Origin of the sequence: Micromonospora okii, from assembly GCF_020884795.1 — a bacterium.
In the GTDB taxonomy this organism is placed as follows: domain Bacteria; phylum Actinomycetota; class Actinomycetes; order Mycobacteriales; family Micromonosporaceae; genus Micromonospora; species Micromonospora okii.
Map to the genome: position 1 here is coordinate 193,062 of NZ_BBZF01000014.1, position 20,248 is coordinate 213,309.

Consider the following 20,248-nt stretch of genomic DNA (forward strand, 5'->3'; position numbering starts at 1 on the left):
CGGCGCGGGCCGGGGCGTCCCTACGCCGCCGCGCCGCGCCGCCGGAGCAGCAGCACCACCAGGCCGACGAGCCCGGCGGCGAACGCGCCGCCGGCCACGGCGAGCAGCGGCACCGCCCACCCCGGCCGCTCGGCCGCCGCGTCGGCGCCGCCGCCGCTGTCCACGGCCGCCTGCCGGTAGACCTGCGCCAGGAGGTTGGCCGGGGAGTCCCGCACGACGCCGTCCAGTTCCTTGATGGCGGCGGAGTTCCGGCCGGCGAAGTAGGCGTCGAGGCCGCTGCGGTAACGCTTGTCGGCCGCGCCGAGGCTGTTCTCGACGCCGGCCGCGCCGAGCAGCCCGGACATCGTGGCCACCGGGACGACCAGGCGGTTTGCCTTGTCGGGCCGCAGGATGTCGTTGTCGAGCATCCCGACCACCCGACCGCCGGCGTCGATCGCGATGCCGCCGCGCGAGTAGAGCCCCAGGTCCGCGTCGATCCGGTACGCGTTCACCGGCGACTGGGCGTCCACCCCGGTCACGGTCACCGGCTTCGACGCGACCGTGTACGTGGCGGACCGGTAGCTGGTGTCGGTGGTGCCGTAGCCGAGGACGAGCAGGGAGGTCTCGGCGGCGACGGTGGCCGACGGGTTCAGCTCGGCGGCGGGGAGGTTCTCCTGGGCCAGCTTGACCAGCGCGACGTTCCCCTCCTCCAGGGTGAGGGCCCGCACGACGGTGCCGGGGGTCGCCGGGGTGTCCGTGACGTCGCCCTTGGCCACGTTGAGCTGTCCGTACAGCCTGGACTCGGGCTGGCTGCCGGCCTCCGGTCCGGTGAAGACGGTGGTCCGCTGTCGGGCCCTGGCGAAGGCCGCGACCTCGGCCTGCTTGAGGTCGCCCTCGGCGACGAGCGCGTTGCCCAGGGCGCTGAGGGCGTTGGAGAGCAGGATCTCCGGGGTCGGCTGGACGCACTGGCTGTTGGTGAGGACGTGCCCGTCGGGGCGCGCCACGAAGCCGGTGCACCGCCGGTTGAGGATGACCGGGGCCTTGCGCAGCAGCGCGCCGTCCGCCTTGTTCCGCACGTACCCGGTGACGATGACCTCCATGAAGACCAGCGACGGCCCGACGGTGGCCAGCGCCCGTTCCTCGGGGCTGCGCAGCGCCGCCTGCGTCCACGGCTTGAGGCCGGGGCTGACCGGGGTGGCGGTCGGGAAGGCGGTGGAGGCGACGGTCGGGGTGGGGGCCGGCGACTCCGACCCGGCGGCCGTGACGCCCCAGATCCCGACCCCGCCGGCGGCCAGGGCGACCAGCAGCAGGGCCGCGACGGCGGCCAGCGCCCCGACGCCACGCCGCCGGGGCGGCGCGGAGGGCTGGATGCGGCGGGCCGGCGCGGCGAACGGGTCGTGCGGCGGGACGCTCACCGGCTGGTGCTGCGGCGGCACCGACACGGGGCGGGCGGTGGCGAACCCCGGGGGCGCCGACACCGCCCGCGGGGGCACGGAGACCGACTGCGGGGGGCCGGAGACGGACTGCGGCGCACCGGAGACCGGCTGCGGGGGCGCTGAGACGGACCTAGGCCCACCGGAGACCGGGTGCGGCGGCCCGGAGACCGACTGTGGAGGGCCGGAGACCGACGCGGGCTGGGACGGGTCGCCCCGCAACGCCCACGGGGCGACCGGCCCGCCGGAGGCCGGCTGGGCGGAGACGGGGCCGCCGGAGATCGGCTGGGCGGAGACGGGCCCGCCGGAGATCGGCTGGGCCGAGACGGGACCGCCGGACGTCGGCTGCGTGCTCGGCTCGGCGGTGGAGCGGGGGGCCTGCTGCGCGGGCACCTGGAGCATCGCGACGGTGCTGTCGTCGCGCGACCGCTCGGTGCGGATCGGGTGACCGAGCGCCTGGAAGAGGTGCTCGGCACCCGGCCCGCCGTCGGCGGCGTAGGCGGCCCAGGGCTCGGGCGCGTCGAAGTCCGCGCCGATGTAGGGGCGGCCACCGCCGCCGGGGGCGGCCAGCACGTCGGCCATGCCGGAGAACGCCTGCCGCCACTGCGGATGCTCGGCCACCAGGGAGTCGAGCACCGCGACCGTCACCAGCCGGTCCTGCCCGTCGACGGCCCACCAGGCTTTGCCCACCTGGCAAACGCCCATCACCTCGGTGAACCTGTACGGACCGTTCGGCTGCATGCCCCACACTCCTCTGCTCACCCGCCGTGCGGATAGTACAGAGGCAGCCCTAGCAGAGCACCCGCTCCGGGCGACCGCCGACACCCGCCGGGCGTCCGGGCGGGGGTTGCCTGTGAAAGTTTCCATGCATAGAGTCGCCGCATGAATGAGGAGGGCACGTCCGGGGCGTCCGCCGACCGGGTGCTCGACCTGGTCCGGGGCGTCCGGCTCACGCCGACGCAGCGCCGGATCGCGCACAGCCTGGTGCAGCACGCCGCCACGGCGGCGTACCTCTCCGCGGCCGAGGTGGCCGAGCTGGCCGGGGTGAGCCAGCCGTCGGTGACCCGGTTCGCCGTGGCGCTCGGGCACGACGGGTACCCGGCGCTGCGCCGCAGGCTGCGCGAGCTGACCGCCGCCGCGCCCGGCGGAGCGGCCGGCGACGGCAACGAGCTCCAGCGCGCCGTCCGGGCCGAGATCGGCAACCTGGAGCGGCTCGCCGACCGGCTCGCCGACCGGGGCCGCATCGCCGAGACCGGCAAGCTGCTCGCCGCGAGCCGCCCCCTGCCCGTGCTCGGGCTGCGGGCCGCCGCGCCGCTGGCCGCGTACTTCGCGTACTTCGCCGCGAAGGTGCACCCGGACGTGCGGGTGCTCGACGACGGCGGCAGCCTGCTCCTCGACCGCCTCGAACAGGCCGCCGAGGCGGGGGCGAGCGCCCTGCTGGCCTTCGTGCTGCCCCGCTACCCCCGCGAGAGCCTGGACGCGCTGCGCGCGGCGCGCGACGCCGGGCTGACCGTGGTGGCGATCACCGACTCGCCCGTCAGCCCGGCGGGCGAGCACGCCGAGGTGCTGCTCCCCGCCGCCGTCGGCACCGACCTCGTGTTCGACCTGCACACCGCCCCGATGACCCTGGCGATGGTGGTCCTCGAGGCCATCTGCGACGCCGCCCCCGCCGAGACCCAGCGCCGGCTGGAGGCGTTCGAGTCCTCCGCCGCCCGTCGCCAGTTGTTCCTCGGCTGAGAGGAGAGACGAGATGCCCCAGCCCGTCCGCGCCCCCCGTGGCGCCGCGCTCACCGCCCCGGGGTGGCCCCAGGAGGCCGCCCTGCGGATGCTGATGAACAACCTCGACCCGGAGGTGGCCGAGCGCCCCGACGACCTGGTCGTCTACGGCGGCACCGGCCGGGCGGCGCGGGACTGGCCGTCGTACCACGCGCTGGTGCGCACGCTCACCGACCTGCGCGACGACGAGACGATGCTGGTGCAGTCCGGCCGCCCCGTCGGGGTGCTGCGCACCCACGAGTGGGCGCCCCGGGTGCTGCTGGCCAACTCGAACCTGGTCGGCGACTGGGCCACCTGGCCGGAGTTCCGCCGCCTGGAGTCCCTCGGCCTGACCATGTACGGGCAGATGACCGCCGGTTCCTGGATCTACATCGGCACCCAGGGCATCCTCCAGGGCACGTACGAGACGTTCGCCGCCGTCGCCGCGAAGCGGTTCGGCGGCAGCCTGGCCGGGACGCTGACCCTGACCGCCGGCTGCGGCGGCATGGGCGGGGCGCAGCCCCTCGCGGTCACCATGAACGGCGGCGCGTGCCTGGTCGTCGACGTGGACCGGTCCCGCCTCGACCGCCGGGTGCGCGACCGCTACCTGGACGAGGTCGCCAACTCGCTGGACGACGCCGTCGAGCGGGCGCTCGCCGCGAGGCGGGACCGCCGCGCGCTCAGCGTCGGCGTGGTCGGCAACGCCGCGACCGTCTTCCCCGAGCTGCTACGCCGGGGCGTCGAGATCGACGTCGTCACCGACCAGACCAGCGCGCACGACCCGCTGTCGTACCTGCCGGAGGGGGTGGAGCCGGCCGACGCGGGGGACTACGCGAAGGCGAAGCCGGCCGAGTTCACCGACCGGGCGCGGGCGTCGATGGCGAAGCACGTCGAGGCGATGGTCGGCTTCCTCGACGCCGGGGCCGAGGTCTTCGACTACGGCAACTCGATCCGGGGCGAGGCGCGCCTCGGCGGGTACGAGCGGGCGTTCGACTTCCCCGGCTTCGTGCCGGCGTACATCCGGCCGCTGTTCTGCGAGGGCAAGGGCCCGTTCCGCTGGGCGGCGCTCTCCGGCGACCCGGCCGACATCGCCGCCACCGACCGGGCGATCCTCGACCTGTTCCCGGAGAACGAGTCCCTGGCCCGGTGGATCCGGCTGGCCGGCGAGCGGGTCGCCTTCCAGGGCCTGCCGGCCCGGATCTGCTGGCTCGGCTACGGCGAGCGGGACCGCGCCGGGGTGCGGTTCAACGAGATGGTCGCCTCCGGCGAGCTGAGCGCGCCGGTGGTGATCGGCCGGGACCACCTGGACTGCGGCAGCGTCGCCAGCCCGTACCGGGAGACCGAGGCGATGGCCGACGGCTCCGACGCGATCGCCGACTGGCCGCTGCTCAATGCGCTGGTCAACACCGCCAGCGGGGCGTCCTGGGTGTCGATCCACCACGGCGGCGGGGTGGGCATCGGCCGCTCGATCCACGCCGGCCAGGTCTGCGTGGCCGACGGCACGCCGCTGGCCGGGCAGAAGATCGAGCGGGTGCTCACCAACGACCCGGCGATGGGCGTCATCCGGCACGTCGACGCCGGCTACGAGGCCGCCCGCGAGGTCGCGGACCGCACCGGCGTCCGCGTCCCCATGGCGTAGAAAGGAAGGGCACCTTGTTAACGCATTCGGTAGAGGAAGGGCCCCTTCCTAACCGGTTCCGCGCGCTGTGGGACGAGATCGCGCCCATCGGCCGCGACCCGGGCAGCGGCGGCTACCTGCGGTACGCGTTCACCGGGCCGGAGCTGGCGCTGCGCGCCTGGTTCCGGGCGCAGGCCGACCGCCGGGGGATGCCGGTCACCACCGACGGCAACGGCAACCTCTTCGCCCGCTGGGGCGACCCCGCCGCCACCGACGCCGTGCTCACCGGCAGCCACTTCGACTCGGTGCCGCACGGCGGCGCGTACGACGGCCCACTCGGCATCGTCAGCGCGTTCCTCGCGGTGGACGAGCTGCGCGCCGCCGGCCACACCCCGGCCCGGCCCCTGGTGGTGGCCGCGTTCGCCGAGGAGGAGGGGGCCCGGTTCGGCGTACCCTGCCTGGGTTCCCGGCTGCTCACCGGCGCGCTGGACGCCGACCGCGCGGCCGGGCTGCGCGACGCCGACGGGGTGAGCCTGGCCGAGGCGTTGGGCGAGAAGCCGGCGGGCGCGCGCCCCGACCTGCTCGGCGGCTGGTCGTGCTTCGTGGAGCTGCACGTCGAGCAGGGCCGCGCGCTGGTCGAGCAGGACGCGCCCGTCGCGGTCGCCAGCGCGATCTGGCCGCACGGCCGCTGGCGCTTCGACTTCCACGGCGAGGGCAACCACGCGGGTACGACCCGGATGGCCGACCGCCGCGACCCCATGCTCACGTACGCGTTCACGGTGCTCGCGGCGAACAAGGAGGCCCGGCTGCGCGGGGCGCACGCCACGGTGGGCCGGGTCCGGGTCGAGCCCAACGCGACCAACGCGATCCCGTCGACGGTGACGGGCTGGCTGGACGCCCGCGCCGCCGACCCGGAGACCGTCGCCGGCCTGGTCGAGGCGGTGCGCGCCAAGGCCGCCGAGCGGGCCGGCCGCGACGGCACGGAGCTGACCGTGACCGAGGAGTCGGCGACCCCGCTGGTCGCCTTCGACGGCGGCCTCGGCGGGCGGCTCGCGGCGCTGCTCGACGCGCCGGTGCTGCCGACGGGGGCGGGCCACGACGCCGGGGTCCTCGCCGGGCACCTGCCCACCGCGATGCTGTTCGTGCGCAACCCGACGGGGGTGTCGCACTCCCCCGCCGAGGCGGCCACCGACGCCGACTGCGCCGCCGGGGTCACCGCCCTGGCCCGCGTCCTCAAGGAGCTGACATGCCCCCGCGCCTGACCATCCCCTGTGGTCCCGCGCCGGCGACCGGCCGGGTCGGGCACCCCCCGGCGGCCCCTGTGGAGCTGATGTCGCGGACGAATCGGCCCGAACGCTTCATTTCGGTGGCGCACGCGGACCGGCCCGGCCGCCCCCGCCCGATGGCGCCGACGGATCGGTACGTCCGCCCGATGACGCCGACATATCGGTCCGGCCGCCCGATGTCGCCGACGGCTCAGCTCCAAAGGGGGCCGGCGAGGTGACCGGCACCCGCTGGCTCGCCGAGTACGCCTGGCTGCCCGACCGGGCCGAGCCCACCGCCGACGTGCTGATCGAGGCCGAGGACGGCCGGATCACCGCCGTCACCCCGCTCGCCGCCGGCGGCGCCCCCGCCGCCGGGGTGGAGGTGCTCGGCGACGCCACCCGGCTGGCCGGCCTGACCCTGCCCGGGCTGGCCAACGCCCACTCGCACGCGTTCCACCGGGCCCTGCGCGGGCGCACGCACACCGGCCGGGGCGACTTCTGGACCTGGCGCGACGCCATGTACGACGTGGCGGCCCGCCTCGACCCGGACAGCTACCTGGCCCTGGCCCGCGCCGCGTACGCGGAGATGGCGCTGGCCGGGATCACCTGCGTCGGCGAGTTCCACTACCTGCACCACGGCCCCGACGGCACGCCCTACGCCGACCCGAACGCGATGGGCGCGGCCCTGGTCGAGGCCGCCGCCCAGGCCGGCATCCGGATCACCCTGCTCGACACGCTCTACCTGACGGCCACGGTCGACGGCGCGCCGCTCGCCGGCCCGCAGCGGCGCTTCGGCGACGGCGACGTGGACGGGTGGTCCGACCGGCACGACCGGCTGGCCCCCCCGCCGCACGCCCGGATCGGGGCCGCGCTGCACTCGGTGCGGGCGGTGCCGGCCGACCGGATCGCCACCTTCGCGTCCCGCAACGAGGGGGTACCGCTGCACGTGCACCTCTCCGAGCAGCCGGCCGAGAACGACGCCTGCCGGGCCGCGCACGGGTGCACCCCGACCCGGCTGCTGGCCGACCGGGGGGCCCTCGGGCCGGGCACCACGGCCGTGCACGCCACCCACCCGACCGGCGGCGACGTGGCGCTGCTCGGGGAGAGCGGCACCGGGGTCTGCCTCTGCCCCACCACGGAGCGGGACCTGGCCGACGGGATCGGCCCGGCGCGGCGGCTGGCCGACGCCGGGGCCCCGCTCAGCCTGGGCAGCGACAGCCACGCCGTAGTCGACCTGTTCGAGGAGGCCCGCGCGGTCGAGCTGGACGAGCGGCTGCGCACCCGTAGGCGCGGCCACTTCGCCCCGCCGGAGCTGCTGGCCGCCGCGACCGTCGCCGGGCACGCTGCGCTGGGCTGGCGCGACGCCGGCCGGATCGCCGTCGGCGACCGCGCCGACCTGGTCACCGTACGGCTGGACAGCGCCCGCACGGCCGGGGTGCCGCCGGCGGGCGCGTTCTTCGCGGCGACCGCCGCCGACGTCGTCTCGGTCGTCGTGGACGGCCGGCGGGTGGTCGCCGACGGGCGGCACCTGGGCGTGGACGTGCCGCGCGAGCTGCGCGCCGCGATCGGGGCGGTGACCCGGTGAGCGGCAGCCTGCTCGTCGACAACATCGGCGAGCTGGTCACCAACGTGGCCGGCAGCGGCGACGGCGGCCCGCTCGGCCTGCGCCGCGACGCGGCCGTGCTGGTGGAGGAGGGGCGGGTCGCCTGGGTCGGCCCCGCCCGGTACGCGCCCGCCGCCGACCGGCGGATCGACGCCGAGGGGGCGGCCGTGCTGCCCGGCTTCGTGGACAGCCACGCCCACCTGGTCTTCGCCGGGGACCGGGCCGCCGAGTTCGCCGCCCGGATGGCCGGCGAGCCGTACACCGGCGGGGGCATCCGGACCACGGTCGGCGCGACCCGCGCCGCCTCCGACGACGAGCTGCGGGCCACCGTGCGCCGGCTGGTCGGCGAGGCGACGCGGCAGGGCACCACCACGATCGAGATCAAGAGCGGGTACGGCCTCACGGTCGCCGACGAGGCCCGCTCGCTGCGGATCGCCGCCGAGGTGACCGGGGAGACCACGTTCCTCGGCGCGCACGTCGTCCCCGCCGAGTACGCCGACCGCCCCGACGACTACGTGGGCCTCGTCTGCGGGCCGATGCTCGCCGCCGCCGCCCCGTACGCCCGCTGGGTGGACGTGTTCTGCGAGCGGGGCGCGTTCGACGCCGACCACGCCCGCGCGATCCTCACCGCCGGTCAGGCGGCCGGGCTCGGGGCGCGGCTGCACGCCAACCAGCTCGGCCCGGGGCCCGGCGTGCGGCTCGGGGTGGAGCTGGGCGCGGCCAGCGTCGACCACTGCACCCACCTCGACGACACCGACGTCGACGCGCTCGCCGGCTCGCCGACCGTGGCGACGCTGCTGCCCGGGGCGGAGTTCTCCACCCGGTCGCCGTACCCGGACGCGCGGCGGCTGCTCGACGCGGGCGTGACCGTGGCGCTGGCCACCGACTGCAACCCCGGGTCGTCGTACACCTCGTCGATGCCGTTCTGCGTGGCGCTCGCCGTACGCGAGATGCGGATGACCCCGGCGGAGGCGGTCTGGGCCGCGACCGCCGGGGGCGCGCGGGCGCTGCGCCGCGACGACGTGGGGGTGCTGCGGCCCGACGCCCGGGCCGACCTGACCATCCTCGACGCCCCGTCCCACCTGCACCTGGCCTACCGGCCCGGTGTCCCGCTGATCCGCCAGGTCCTGCACAACGGAGTGCCGCAATGTCGATCGTGACCATCCAGCCCACCGGGATCTCTCCCGCCGACGTGCTCGCCGTGGCGCGCGGCACCGCGAAGGTCGTCCTCGGCCCGGACGCCGTGGAGGCCATGCGCGCCAGCCGGTCCATCGTGGACGGGATCGAGGCCGCCGGCCGGCCCGTGTACGGCGTCTCCACCGGCTTCGGGGCCCTGGCCAACACGTTCGTCGCGCCGGAGCGACGGGCGGAGCTGCAACACGCGCTGATCCGCTCGCACGCCGCCGGAGTGGGCGCACCGATGCCGCGCGAGGTGGTCCGGGCGATGATGCTGCTGCGCGTCCGCTCGCTGGCGCTGGGCCGCTCCGGGGTCCGCCCGCTGGTCGCCGAGGCCCTGGTCGACCTGCTCAACCACGACATCACCCCGTGGGTGCCGGAGCACGGCTCGCTCGGCGCGTCCGGCGACCTCGCCCCCCTCGCGCACTGCGCGCTGGCGCTGCTCGGGGAGGGCTGGGTGCTCGGCCCGGCCGGCGAGCGGGCCGACGCCGCCGAGGCGCTGCGCCGCGCCGGGCTGACGCCGGTCGCGCTGGCCGCCAAGGAGGGGCTGGCCCTGATCAACGGCACGGACGGCATGCTCGGCATGCTGCTGCTGGCGATCCGCGACGCGGCGCACCTGTTCACCATGGCCGACGTGACCGCCGCCCTGGCCATCGAGGCGATGCTCGGCTCGGAGCGGCCGTTCCTGCCGGAGCTGCACGCGATCCGCCCGCACCCCGGCCAGTCGGTCGCGGCGGCCAACATCCACCGGCTGTTGCAGGACTCGGCGGTGATGGACTCGCACCGCGACGACCTGGCCCACGCCGTGCAGGACGCCTACTCGATGCGCTGCGCGCCGCAGGTCGCCGGGGCGGCCCGGGACACCCTGGACTTCGTCCGGACGGTGGCCGACCGGGAGCTGGTGTCGGTGGTGGACAACCCGGTGGTGCTGCCGGACGGCCGGGTCGAGTCGACCGGGAACTTCCACGGCGCGCCGCTCGGCTTCGCCGCCGACTTCCTGGCCATCGCCGCCGCCGAGGTGGGGGCGATCGCCGAGCGCCGGGTGGACCGGCTGCTCGACGTCGCGCGGAACCGGGAGCTGCCGGCGTTCCTCTCCCCCGACGCCGGGGTCAACTCCGGGCTGATGATCGCCCAGTACACCGCCGCCGGGATCGTCGCGGAGAACCGCCGGCTGGCCGCCCCCGCCTCGGTGGACTCGCTGCCCACCAGCGGGATGCAGGAGGACCACGTCTCGATGGGCTGGGCGGCCACCAAGAAGCTGCGCACGGTGCTGGACAACCTGACCAGCCTGCTCGCGGTGGAGCTGCTGGCCGCCGTACGCGGGCTCCAGCTCCGCGCCCCGCTGACCCCGTCGCCGGCCGGCCGGGCTGCCCTGGCCTCGCTCGGCGCGACGATCGGGGAGCCGGGGCCGGACGTCTTCCTCGCCCCGCTGATGGAGGCCGCCCGCGACGTGGTGGCCGGGCCGGAGCTGCGGGCCGCGATCGAGCGGGAGGTCGGCCCGCTGGGCTGAGGCCCGTCAGCCCACCGGCGGCAGGAGCCGGGCGGGCCCTTGACCGACTCCATGTCGGCGACATCGCGCCTTCCACCCGCCCCGGAACGCGCCATGTCGCCGACCTGGCGCCCGGTCTACGCGGGCAGCACCTTGGCGACGAGCTTGGCCAGCTCGCGCAGCGCCTTGCCCCGGTGGCTGATCGCGTCCTTCTCCTGCGGGGTCAGCTCCGCGTTGGTGCGGTCCTGGCCGTCGCCGAGGAAGATCGGGTCGTACCCGAAGCCGCCCTCGCCGCGCGGCGCGCGCAGCAGCCGGCCCGCCTGGCGGCCGTCGACCAGGTGCTCCTTGCCGCCCGGCAGCACCAGCGCCACCGTGCAGACGAACGACGCGCCCCGGTGCCCGTCGGGCAGGTCGGCGATCTGGTCCAGCACGAGCTGGAGGTTGGCCAGGTCGTCGCCGTGCCGGCCGGCCCAACGGGCGCTGAACACGCCGGGCATCCCGTTGAGGGCGTCGACCGCGATGCCGGAGTCGTCGGCGATGGTCGGCAGGCCCGTGCGCCGGCAGCCCTCGCGCGCCTTGATCAGCGCGTTCTCGCCGAAGGTCAGGCCGGTCTCCGGCAGCTCCGGGTACTCCTCGACGTCGTCGAGGCCGAGCAGCGCGACGCGGTGCGCCCCGAGCGCGCCGTCGAGGATCCGCTGAAGCTCGATCAGCTTCTTCCGGTTACGGGTGGCGAGCAAAACCTTGTTCATGCTGTTTCAACCTTCGTTCGCGACTGCGGGGCTCGCAAGCTCACTCCTCGCGCTCACAGGTTCACCTTCGTTCGCGACTGCGGGGCTCGCAAGCTCACTCCTCGCGCTCACAGGAGAACCTTCCGCTGGGCCTCGGCCAGTTCCGCGCAGCCCGCGACGGCCAGGTCGAGCAGGGCGTCGAGCCGGTCGCGGGCGAAGACCCCGGACTCCCCCGTCCCCTGCACCTCCACGAACTCGCCGACGCCGGTGCAGACCACGTTCATGTCGACCTCGGCGGCCACGTCCTCTTCGTAGCACAGGTCGAGGCGCGGCTCGCCGGCGACGATCCCGACGCTCACGGCGGCCACCGACCGGTGCATCACCTTCTCCGGCTTGCCGGCGAGCGCCTTGCGGGCGGCCAGCCAGGTCACGGCGTCGTGCAGCGCCACGTACGCGCCGGTGATCGCCGCGGTGCGCGTGCCGCCGTCGGCCTGGAGGACGTCGCAGTCGAGCACGATCGAGTTCTCGCCGAGCGCCTTGAGGTCGATGGCGGCCCGCAGGCTGCGGCCGACCAGGCGGGAGATCTCGTGGGTCCGCCCGCCCACCCGGCCCTTGACGCTCTCCCGGTCGGAGCGGGTGTTCGTGGCCCGGGGCAGCATCGCGTACTCGGCGGTGACCCAGCCGAGCCCGGAGCCCTTGCGCCAGCGGGGCACCCCCTCGGTGACGCTGGCGGTGCAGAGCACCCGGGTTCCGCCGAACTCGACGAGCACGGAGCCCTCGGGGTGGGTGCTCCAGCCCCGCGTCAGGGTCACCGGTCGGAGTTGGTCGGGCCGCCGCCCGTCAGGTCGCGCCATGCCTGCACCCTATGCGGTGGGATGATCGCGTCGCCCCGGGGTGCCCCGGTGCCGTGCCGCGACCGTGGCCACGCCCGCCGCTCAGCCGCCGTAGCAGCCCACTGGTCAGACGCCGTAGCAGCCGCCTGTCAGACGTCGTAGCGGCCACCGGCGCGGACGACCTCCAGCGGGCCGTCGTACGCCCCGCCGGCCGCCTGGACGGTGAGCGCCTCGCTGCCCCACGCCGTGACGAGGTGGGTGAGCAGCAGCCGGCCGACGCCCGCCTTGGTGGCCGCCTCGCCGGCCTCCCGGCCGGTCAGGTGCAGGTCCGGCGGGTTCTCCACCCCGTCGAGGTAGCTGGCCTCGCAGAGGAAGACGTCGGCGTCCTGGGCCAGCCGCAGCAGCGCCTCGCAGGGGGCGGTGTCGGAGGAGTAGCAGAGCACCCGCCCGTCGTGCTCCAGCCGCACCCCGTACGTCTCGACGGGGTGGTTCATCCGGTCCACCGTGACCGTGAACGGGCCGATGGGGAAGGTGCCGGGCTGGAGGCCGTAGAACTGGTAGACGTCCTCGACCGTGCTGTCCTCCTGGCCGTAGACCAGGGCGAGCCGGTCCGGCGCGCCCGACGGGGCGTACACCGGCAGGGGCGGGTACGGGCCGTCGGGGCCGTACCGGCGCACCACCACGTACGACGCGGCGTCGAGGATGTGGTCGCAGTGCAGGTGGGTGAGGAGGATGGCGTCCGGGGCGTGCAGCCCGGCGTACCGCTGGAGGGTGGAGAGCGAGCCCGAGCCGAAGTCGAGCAGGAGCCGGAAGTTGTCGGCCTCGATCAGGTACGCCGAGCACGGGGAGTCGGGGCCGGGGAAGCTCCCGGCGCAGCCGAGAACGGTCAGTCTCATCAGGTTGTCCCGCCGTCACGCCCCGTAGCTGCCGCGCGAACCGGCGCCCTGTCGATGATCTCTACCGACGCGTACGACACGCTGCGCAGCCTACGCCGACGGGTGCCGGGCCAAGAATCATCTGATGGAAGTTGTCATCAACGTGACACCCGCGCCCCGTTTCCCGCAGCGGGCACCGCGCGGGCCGCGCCGGTCACCCGGTCGCGGCCCGTCGGCGTCGTCACGCCACGGTCAGGCCCAGAGCTGGCCCTCCAGGGCGTCCTCCGCGTCGGCGAGGGTGCCGCCGTACGCGCCGGTGCTGAGGTACTTCCAGCCGCCGTCGGCGACCACGAACGCCACGTCGGCCCGGCGGCCGTCACGGATCGCCTCGTGGGCCACGGCGAGGGCGGCGTGCAGGATCGCCCCGGTGGAGAAGCCGGCGAAGATCCCCTCCACCTCGACGAGCTGCCGGGTGCGCAGCACGGCGTCGCGGGTGCCGACGGAGAACCGGCGGGTCAGCACCGTGGCGTCGTACAGCTCGGGGACGTACCCCTCGTCGATGTTGCGCAGGCCGTAGACCAGCTCGCCGTAGCGGGGCTCCGCCGCCACGATCTGGATGCCGTCGACCTTCTCCCGCAGGTAGCGGCCGGTGCCCATGAGGGTGCCGGTGGTGCCCAGACCGGCCACGAAGTGCGTGATCGTGGGCAGGTCCTCCAGCAGCTCCGGGCCGGTGGTCTCGTAGTGCGCCCGCGCGTTCCCCTCGTTGCCGTACTGGAAGAGCATCACCCAGTCGGGGTGCTCGGCGGCGATCTGCTTGGCGGTGGCGACGGCCTGGTTGGAGCCACCGGCGGCCGGCGAAAAGATGATCTCCGCGCCGTACATCCGCAGGAGCTGGACCCGCTCGGTCGAGACGTTCTCCGGCATCACGCAGACCAGCCGGTACCCCCGCAGCTTGGCCACCATGGCCAGGGAGATGCCGGTGTTGCCGCTGGTCGGCTCCAGGATGGTGTCACCCGGGCGGAGCCGGCCCTCGGCCTCGGCCCGGCGGACCATGAACAGGGCCGGCCGGTCCTTGATGCTGCCGGTCGGGTTCCGGTCCTCCAGCTTGGCCCAGAGCCGCACCGGCGGTGCCCCGGCGGGCACCGTCGGCGAGAGCCGGGGCAGCCCGACCAGGGGCGTGCCGCCGCAGGCGTCCAGGAGGTTGTCGTACCGCGTCATCGCCGGCCGCCTCAGCGGGCGGCGGCCGCGCGCGTCGCCGCCGCGTGCGAGGCGATCGCCGCCGCGGCGGCGAAGCCGAACGCGCCACCGGCCACGGCCGGCAGGATGGTGACGCTGTCGCCGTCGTTCAGCTTGGCGTCGAGCGCGCCGAGGAAGCGGACGTCCTCGTCGTTGACGTAGACGTTGACGAACCGGTGCAGCGCCCCGGCGTCGGTGACCAGGCGGGCACGCAGGCCTGCGTGCCGGGTATCCAGGTCGGCGAGCAGGTCGGTGAGCGTGTCGCCGGAACCCTCGACGACCTTCGCGCCGCCGGTGTAGCTGCGCAGGATGGTGGGGATGCGAACCTCGATGGCCATGACTGTCCTACTCCTTGTTGAACGTGCGGTCGCACGGAGACGGGGATGGGGGGAATGTCGCGGTGCCGCTGGGGTCAGCGGTCGGAACACTCGTAGTCGACCGTCGCCGGGCTCTGCCCGAACATGTAGGACTGGACGGCGTGCGGGTCCACGGCGGCGTCCACGATCCGGACCGGCTCCTCGGTCACCACACCGTCGACGATCCGGTAGGACCGGATCTCCTCGGTGTCGGGCTCCCGGGTGGAGACGAGCAGGTAGTGGGCCCCCGGCTCACCGGCGAGGGAGATGTCGGTACGGGACGGGTACGCCTCGGTGGCGGTGTGCGAGTGGTAGATGACGACCGGTTCCTCGTCGCGGTCGTCCATCTCACGCCACAGCCGCAACTGCTCCATCGAGTCGAACTCGTAGAAGGTCATGGAGCGGGCGGCGTTCTCCATCGGAACGTGCCGGGTGGGGGTGTCGCTGCCGGCGGGACCGGCGACCACGCCGCACGCCTCGTCGGGGTGGTCCCGGCGCGCGTGGGACACGATCGCGTCGATGATCGACCGGTCGATGCTCAGCACGCCCCCAGCCTAGCGCCTCCACGCGTCCGGCCGCAGGTGGCGACGGTCACCATCAGTCGATCATGGCGTTGAGCAGGGACTCCTGGAGATAACCGAGGTAGGCGTACACCGACAGTTGGAACACCCGGCTCGACGACGGGTCGGCGGTGACGGCCTCGTCCAGCTCCGCGCCGAGGTCCGTGCCGTCCTTGATCTCCAGCCGCACGCCCATCGCGAGGCGGGCGTCGTTGAGGGCCCGCAGCCACGCCTCGGCCGCCTCGGAGTCGAGCTGCACCTCGCCGCCGGCGGTCTCGGGCAGCGCGGCGAGGATCGCCCCGGCCTGGTCGATCTTGCCGGTCTTCAGGTCGCCCTCGGTGTACGTGCGGAACTCGGCGGTGCCGGCCGAGTCGTCCGGGTAGACCTCGGGGAAGAGCCGGCCGACCACCGGGTCGCTGTGGTCGAAGCCGTCGGTCAGCAGCCCGACCACCTCGGACGCCACCTTGCGCAGCACGCGGATCTCGTCCACGGCGAGGTCGGCCACGTAGCGGTCGCCCCGGCGACGGAACATGCTCACGACCTCTCCACCGTGGCCCAGAGCCCGTACGCGTGCAACTGGGCCGCGTCGTGCTCCATCCGCTCCCGGGCCCCGCTGGAGACCACCGCCCGGCCCTTGTGGTGCACGTCCAGCATGAGCTTCTCGGCCTTCTCCCTGCTGTACCCGAACAGCTTCTGGAAGACCCAGGTCACGTACGACATCAGGTTGACCGGGTCGTCCCACACGATCGTCACCCACGGCCGGTCGGAGACCGGCACCTCTTCGGTGTCCGGCGCCTCGACCGGTGCAACCTGCGGAGCCGCCATGCCCCCCATCGTGCCACCGGTTCCCCGGAAGCGATGAACCGGAACGCCGGCCGGGCCCGGATCGCTGATCACACCGGCCCCGTCAGGCGAGCAGGATGCCGTGGTCGACCGCGTCGGAGAGCACCGCGCGGAGCGAGACGCGCAGCGCCTCGAACCGCCTGGAGACCTCCCGGGTCAGCTCCAACTCGACCTCGCGCAGCGCCCGCTGGGCCCAGGAACGCGCGGCGCCCCGGTCGTCGCCGCCGATGCCGCGCCAGCGCTGCCAGCAGCCGCCGGAGAGCGCCACGGCGAACGGCGGGAGCACCTCGACGCGTTCCCCACCCGGGTAGCCCGAGAGCGCGTCGGCCGCGTCGGCGCCGGTCAGCCCGGCCACACCGGCGGTGCTGGTGATCAACAACACCCGGTCCAGCTCCCCGTCCGGCGGGTTGCGGGCCAGGTCCCAGCGCACGGCGTCGATGATCCGCCGCCGCAGGCCGGCGGGCACGGGGGCGCCGAAGACCTGCCCGGCGGCGGCGTCGAGCAGGCCCCGCGCGGCCCGGTCGCCCTCGACGGTGGCGAGCAGCGAGAGCGCCTCCATCTCGCGGTCGAGAAGCTGGGGCAGGCCCGCGCAGCCGACCCCGAAGACGATCTCCTGCACCATCCGCAGGTGGACCTCGGCCAGTTCGAGGGCGACGTCCTGGCGGAGGCGCTGGGCGCAGACGCGCACCTGCCGGTCCAGCCGCCCGGCCCAGTCGGTCGCCTCGACGCCGGGCAGCACCGGCACCTTGCCGTGCGCGCCGGGCGGCTCCGGGGGCTGCGTGCTGGCGCGGCGCAGCCCCTCGTCGGCGGCCCAGCCCACGAGGTCGCGCCGCAGCGCGTCGGTGCCCTCCGGCCGGGCCGGATACCACCGCGCCCGGGCCAGAGCGGGCACGGCGGCCAGCAGCGCGGCGCGGTGCGCGGCGACGGCCGCCTCGGCCCCGTCGGGCGGCGCGGCGACGGATGCCCCGGACGGCGAGGCAACGGCCGCCTCCGCCGCGTCGGCCCGCGCGGCGACGGACGGCGGGGCCCAGCCCGACGCCCCGGGGGTGACGACGAAGAAGACCTCGACCGGCGAGCGGGCGACCTCGGCCAGCAGGCGCAGCTCGGCGGAGAGGAACGCCTGGTCGGCGGCGATCACGAACAGCAGCGCGCCGGCCCGGCCGAGCGCGTCGCGCAGCACCCGCTCGCCGGCCACGCCGAGCTTGCCGTCGGGCGAGTCGACCAGGGCGAAGCGGCGCGGCAGCGGCTCGGCGACGGCCAGCTCGACCCGGCGCGGCGGACGGGCCAGCGCCGGCCCCGCCGAGCCGTCCGGCGCGTACGCGTGGGGCTGGCGGTAGCCCGGCACGTAGGCCGCGCGGGTGGGCACCCCGGCGTGACCGACCAGCAGCCAGCTCCCGGACGGGACGGCGAGCGCCCCGGGGGCGACGCCCAGCAGGGCGGCGAGCACGCCCCGCCGGGCGGCCCCGGCCGGGCCGGCGGCCACCACGGCGAGGGGCTGGTCCGCCCCGGGGGCGGTGACCCCGAGCCGCGCGGGCAGCGGCGCGCGGCGGGGCACGACGCCGATCGGGTCGTCGGTCGCGCCGACCGTGCGGAGAGGAGCGGGCTGCATCGACGGCCTCCCGGTGCGGGCGGCCGCTCGCACCGGGCCGCGAGGAATCACAGGGGGTGACACCCCCGGTGCGGGAAGAGTACGACCGGCGGGCCGCCCGGGCGGGCACGTCGGGTACTCACGGGTAATCAGTGGATTACTCAACTTCGCCGCGTGACGGAGCGAGCGCGCACCGAATTCCATCGATATGCTGCCCCGATGGATCGGTGGGGGTTCGTCGGCCGCCGGGCCGAGTTCGACCGCCTGCTCGCCGCGGCGACCGGGGCCGAGGGGCGCGGGCTCTTCCTCAGCGGCTCCGCCGGGGTCGGCAAGAGCCGGCTGCTGCGCGAGGCGTTGGCGGCGGTTCCCACCGACGCGCACGCGGTCTGGTCGGTCGAGGCCAGCGCCACCACCGCCGCGCTGCCCTTCGGCGGCATGGTCCAGATCCTCCCCGCCGAGCAGCCGCAGGGGCTCTCCCCGGCGGGCGTGCTGCGCTGGGCCGTCGGCCAGCTCCAGCAGCAGGCCGCCGGCCGCCGCATCGTGCTGGCCGTCGACGACGCGCACCTGCTCGACCCGCCCTCGGCGGCGCTGGTGCACCTGGTCGCCCGGGCCGAGAACACCGCCGTGATCGGCACGCTGCGCGACGGCGAGCAGTTGCCGCTGCCCATCCGGGCACTGTGGACCGGCGGCGTGGTGGACCACGCGGAGCTGGCCCCGCTCGGCCGCCCCGAGACCGACGAGCTGCTCGCGGCCATCCTCGGCGGCCCCGTCGAGGTCTGCACCGCCGAGCGGCTGTGGCGGCTCTCCGGCGGCAACCCGCTGCTGCTGCGCGAGCTGGTGGAGGCCACCCCGCCCGGCGAGCTGACCCGCACGTACGGGTTCTGGCGCTGGACCGGCCGGCTGGCGCTGGCCCCCAGCCTCACCGATCTGATCGACACCCGGATCGGGCAGCTCACGCCCGGGGTGCGGGCGGTGCTCGAACTGGTCGCCCTCGGCGAGCCGCTCGGCCTGCACCTGCTCTACCAGGCGGTGGAGCAGGCCGACGTGGAGACCGCCGAGGAGCGCGGCCTCATCGCGGTGGCGCAGAACGACCGCCGGGTGGACGTGCGGCCGGCCCACCCGCTCTACGGCGAGGTGATGCGCCGCCGCTGCCCGGTCAGCCGCACCCGCCGGTTGCAGGCCCGCCTGGCCGAGCTGCTCGAGTCCGTCGGCGCGCGCCGCCGCGACGACCTGCTGCGGGTGGCGGTCTGGCGGCTGGACTCCGGCACCGGACAGGACCCGGCGCTGCTGCTCGACGCCGCCGCCCAGGCGTTCGCCCGGTACGACGTGCCCCTGGCCACCCGGCTGGCCCGGGCGGCGCTGGACGCCGACGGCGGTTTCGACGCGGCGGAGCTGCTGGCCACCATCCTGATGTTCGCCGACCGGCCGGACGAGGCGGTCGCCACGCTGGGCTCGATCGCCCCGCCCCCGGCGCAGCAGGGGCGCTACGGCCGGTGGCTCACCGTCCGGGGGATGGTGAACTACTGGGGCCTCGGCCGGGAGTCCACGGTGGACGAGGTCGCCGCGCGCGGCGCGGAGCTGACCGACGCCACCGCCCGGGCCCGGGTGAACGCCTTCGAGGCGATCATGCGGCTGCACCGGCTCGACGTCCCCCACGCGGTGCGCCTGGCCCAGGCGGTGCTCGACCGCCCGGCCGCCGGGGTGGCCGCCCGCGAGCTGGCCCGGTGCACCCTCGCCCACCTCCAGGCCGCGCAGGGCCAGTTCGCCCGCAGCGGCGCGGCGATCGCGCAGGTCCAGGCCGAGGTGGCCCGCTGGCGCGCCGACATGCCCTACCTGCAACTCGCGCTGGAGCTGGCCCGGGGCACCCGGCTCACGCTCTCCGGCGACCTCGCCGGCATCGACGCGATCGTCGCGGACGAGTTCGCCGACCTGGCCGGGGCGGGCGACTTCCGGCTCGGCACCGGCTACCTGGCCGTCCTCCAGGCGCACGCGGCGCGGCTGCGCGGTCGCAGCGGCGTGGCGCTGAAGACGAGCCTGGAGGCGTGCGCGGTGCTCGCCGCCAGCCGGGTGTACGCGGGCCTGGCGCACGCCGAGCGCGCCCAGGCGGCGGCGCTGCGGGGTGACGCGGCGCACGCCGCCGAGGCGATGGCCGAGGCGGACCGCACCCACGCCCCGGAGATGGCGGTGCTCTACCCGTGGCTGGAGCAGGCCCGGGGCGCGGTGCTGGCCGTGGGCGGCGACCTGCCCGGCGCCGTCAGGCACCTCGCCGCCCTGGCCGACCGGCTCCGCGCCGACGGGCTCGCCGGCCACGAGATGCTCGTCCTGCACGACCTGGTCCGGCTCGACCAGGCCGCCGCCCCGGTGGGGCCGACCTGCACCGACGGGGCGCGGCGGACGGTGGCCCAACGCCTGGCCGAGCTCTGCGAGCGGGTCGACGGCCCGCTCCCGCCGCTGCTGGCCCGCTACGCCCGGGCCGCCGGCCCCGGCCCGGCCGACGAGCTGCTCGCGGTGGCCGACGACTTCGCCGCGCTGGGGCTGCGGGTCTTCGCGGCCGAGGCGACCACGGCGGCGCTGCGCCGGCTGCGGGGCGGCCGGTCCCCCGCCGCCGGCCCCGCCCACGAGCGCCTCGCCGAGCTGCTCGGCCCGTGTGACCTGATCGACACCCCGGCGCTGCGGCTGGGGCAGCCCGCCCTCACCGACCGCGAGTGGCAGGTCGCCCGGCTCGCCGCCGAGGGCGTGACCAGCCGCGTGATCGGCGAACGGCTCTTCCTCTCGAGCCGTACGGTGGAGAACCACCTCCAGCGCGTCTACGGCAAGCTCGGGGTGGCCGGGCGGGCCGAGCTGCGCTCCGCGCTGCGGTCCTTCCCGGGCCAGGAGGGCGATGCGGCCGGGTGAACTCTAGGCTGGGCAG

At 75.8% G+C, this 20,248-nt stretch carries 17 protein-coding genes; 7 read left to right on the forward strand and 10 right to left on the reverse strand.

All coding sequences use genetic code 11. The annotated features are described in order from the left end of the window. Positions 1-20: 20 nt before the first annotated feature. Positions 21-2,153 carry a trypsin-like peptidase domain-containing protein gene (locus LPU43_RS07470; RefSeq protein WP_229399515.1) on the reverse strand — a complete coding sequence of 711 codons (2,133 nt, stop codon included), beginning with the start codon at positions 2,151-2,153 and terminating at the stop codon, positions 21-23. A 141-nt stretch (positions 2,154-2,294) separates the two neighbouring features. Here LPU43_RS07470 and LPU43_RS07475 point away from each other — a divergent pair, with 141 nt between their 5' ends. The 6 genes from LPU43_RS07475 to hutH all read left to right on the forward strand — a co-directional run bounded on the left by LPU43_RS07475 (position 2,295) and on the right by hutH (position 10,339). Continuing rightward, a complete protein-coding gene (locus LPU43_RS07475; RefSeq protein ID WP_229399516.1) occupies positions 2,295-3,149 on the forward strand; it encodes a MurR/RpiR family transcriptional regulator in 855 nt (284 codons plus the stop codon). A 13-nt stretch (positions 3,150-3,162) separates the two neighbouring features. Next, positions 3,163-4,806 (forward strand): urocanate hydratase, encoded by a 1,644-nt coding sequence (gene hutU, locus LPU43_RS07480; protein ID WP_229399517.1) that lies wholly within the window; start codon positions 3,163-3,165, stop codon positions 4,804-4,806. A gap of 14 nt (positions 4,807-4,820) precedes the next feature. After that, complete coding sequence (locus LPU43_RS07485) at positions 4,821-6,047, forward strand: allantoate amidohydrolase (protein WP_229399518.1); 1,227 nt, start codon at positions 4,821-4,823, stop codon at positions 6,045-6,047. A gap of 238 nt (positions 6,048-6,285) precedes the next feature. Beyond that, a complete protein-coding gene (locus LPU43_RS07490; protein ID WP_229399519.1) occupies positions 6,286-7,635 on the forward strand; it encodes a formimidoylglutamate deiminase in 1,350 nt (449 codons plus the stop codon). Continuing rightward, the gene (gene hutI, locus LPU43_RS07495) at positions 7,632-8,813 is read left to right on the forward strand and encodes an imidazolonepropionase (protein ID WP_229399520.1); all 1,182 of its coding nucleotides are present in this window, start codon (positions 7,632-7,634) and stop codon (positions 8,811-8,813) included. Before LPU43_RS07490 ends, hutI begins: the two co-directional genes overlap by 4 nt. After that, on the forward strand, positions 8,801-10,339 hold the full coding sequence (gene hutH / locus LPU43_RS07500) for a histidine ammonia-lyase (protein WP_229399521.1): 1,539 nt from the start codon (positions 8,801-8,803) through the stop codon (positions 10,337-10,339). The genes hutI and hutH overlap by 13 nt, the downstream gene beginning before the upstream one ends. A gap of 116 nt (positions 10,340-10,455) precedes the next feature. On the opposite strand, the gene rdgB is transcribed toward hutH, so the two are convergent. The 9 genes from rdgB to LPU43_RS07545 form a co-directional block, all read right to left on the reverse strand. Beyond that, positions 10,456-11,067 (reverse strand): RdgB/HAM1 family non-canonical purine NTP pyrophosphatase, encoded by a 612-nt coding sequence (gene rdgB / locus LPU43_RS07505; protein WP_229399522.1) that lies wholly within the window; start codon positions 11,065-11,067, stop codon positions 10,456-10,458. A 107-nt stretch (positions 11,068-11,174) separates the two neighbouring features. Then, complete coding sequence (gene rph, locus LPU43_RS07510) at positions 11,175-11,900, reverse strand: ribonuclease PH (protein WP_229399523.1); 726 nt, start codon at positions 11,898-11,900, stop codon at positions 11,175-11,177. Between the two features lie 128 nt (positions 11,901-12,028). After that, positions 12,029-12,775: an MBL fold metallo-hydrolase gene (locus LPU43_RS07515; RefSeq protein WP_229399524.1), complete on the reverse strand. Its 747-nt coding sequence runs from the start codon at positions 12,773-12,775 to the stop codon at positions 12,029-12,031. A 231-nt stretch (positions 12,776-13,006) separates the two neighbouring features. Next, entirely contained in the window at positions 13,007-13,972 is a 966-nt protein-coding gene (locus tag LPU43_RS07520) for a PLP-dependent cysteine synthase family protein (RefSeq protein WP_229399525.1), read from the reverse strand. An 11-nt stretch (positions 13,973-13,983) separates the two neighbouring features. Next, the gene (locus tag LPU43_RS07525) at positions 13,984-14,328 is read right to left on the reverse strand and encodes a MoaD/ThiS family protein (RefSeq protein WP_229399526.1); all 345 of its coding nucleotides are present in this window, start codon (positions 14,326-14,328) and stop codon (positions 13,984-13,986) included. Between the two features lie 74 nt (positions 14,329-14,402). Further along, a complete protein-coding gene (locus tag LPU43_RS07530) occupies positions 14,403-14,891 on the reverse strand; it encodes a M67 family metallopeptidase (protein WP_229399527.1) in 489 nt (162 codons plus the stop codon). Between the two features lie 52 nt (positions 14,892-14,943). Then, a complete protein-coding gene (locus tag LPU43_RS07535; RefSeq protein ID WP_229399882.1) occupies positions 14,944-15,438 on the reverse strand; it encodes a DUF2017 domain-containing protein in 495 nt (164 codons plus the stop codon). A gap of 2 nt (positions 15,439-15,440) precedes the next feature. Further along, positions 15,441-15,731 carry an ATP-dependent Clp protease adapter ClpS gene (gene clpS / locus LPU43_RS07540; RefSeq protein ID WP_229399528.1) on the reverse strand — a complete coding sequence of 97 codons (291 nt, stop codon included), beginning with the start codon at positions 15,729-15,731 and terminating at the stop codon, positions 15,441-15,443. Between the two features lie 82 nt (positions 15,732-15,813). After that, complete coding sequence (locus LPU43_RS07545; protein ID WP_229399529.1) at positions 15,814-17,358, reverse strand: hypothetical protein; 1,545 nt, start codon at positions 17,356-17,358, stop codon at positions 15,814-15,816. Positions 17,359-17,556: 198 nt separating this feature from the next. Between LPU43_RS07545 and LPU43_RS07550 the strand changes: the two genes are divergently transcribed. Then, positions 17,557-20,232: a LuxR C-terminal-related transcriptional regulator gene (locus LPU43_RS07550; protein WP_229399530.1), complete on the forward strand. Its 2,676-nt coding sequence runs from the start codon at positions 17,557-17,559 to the stop codon at positions 20,230-20,232. Positions 20,233-20,248: the final 16 nt, after the last annotated feature.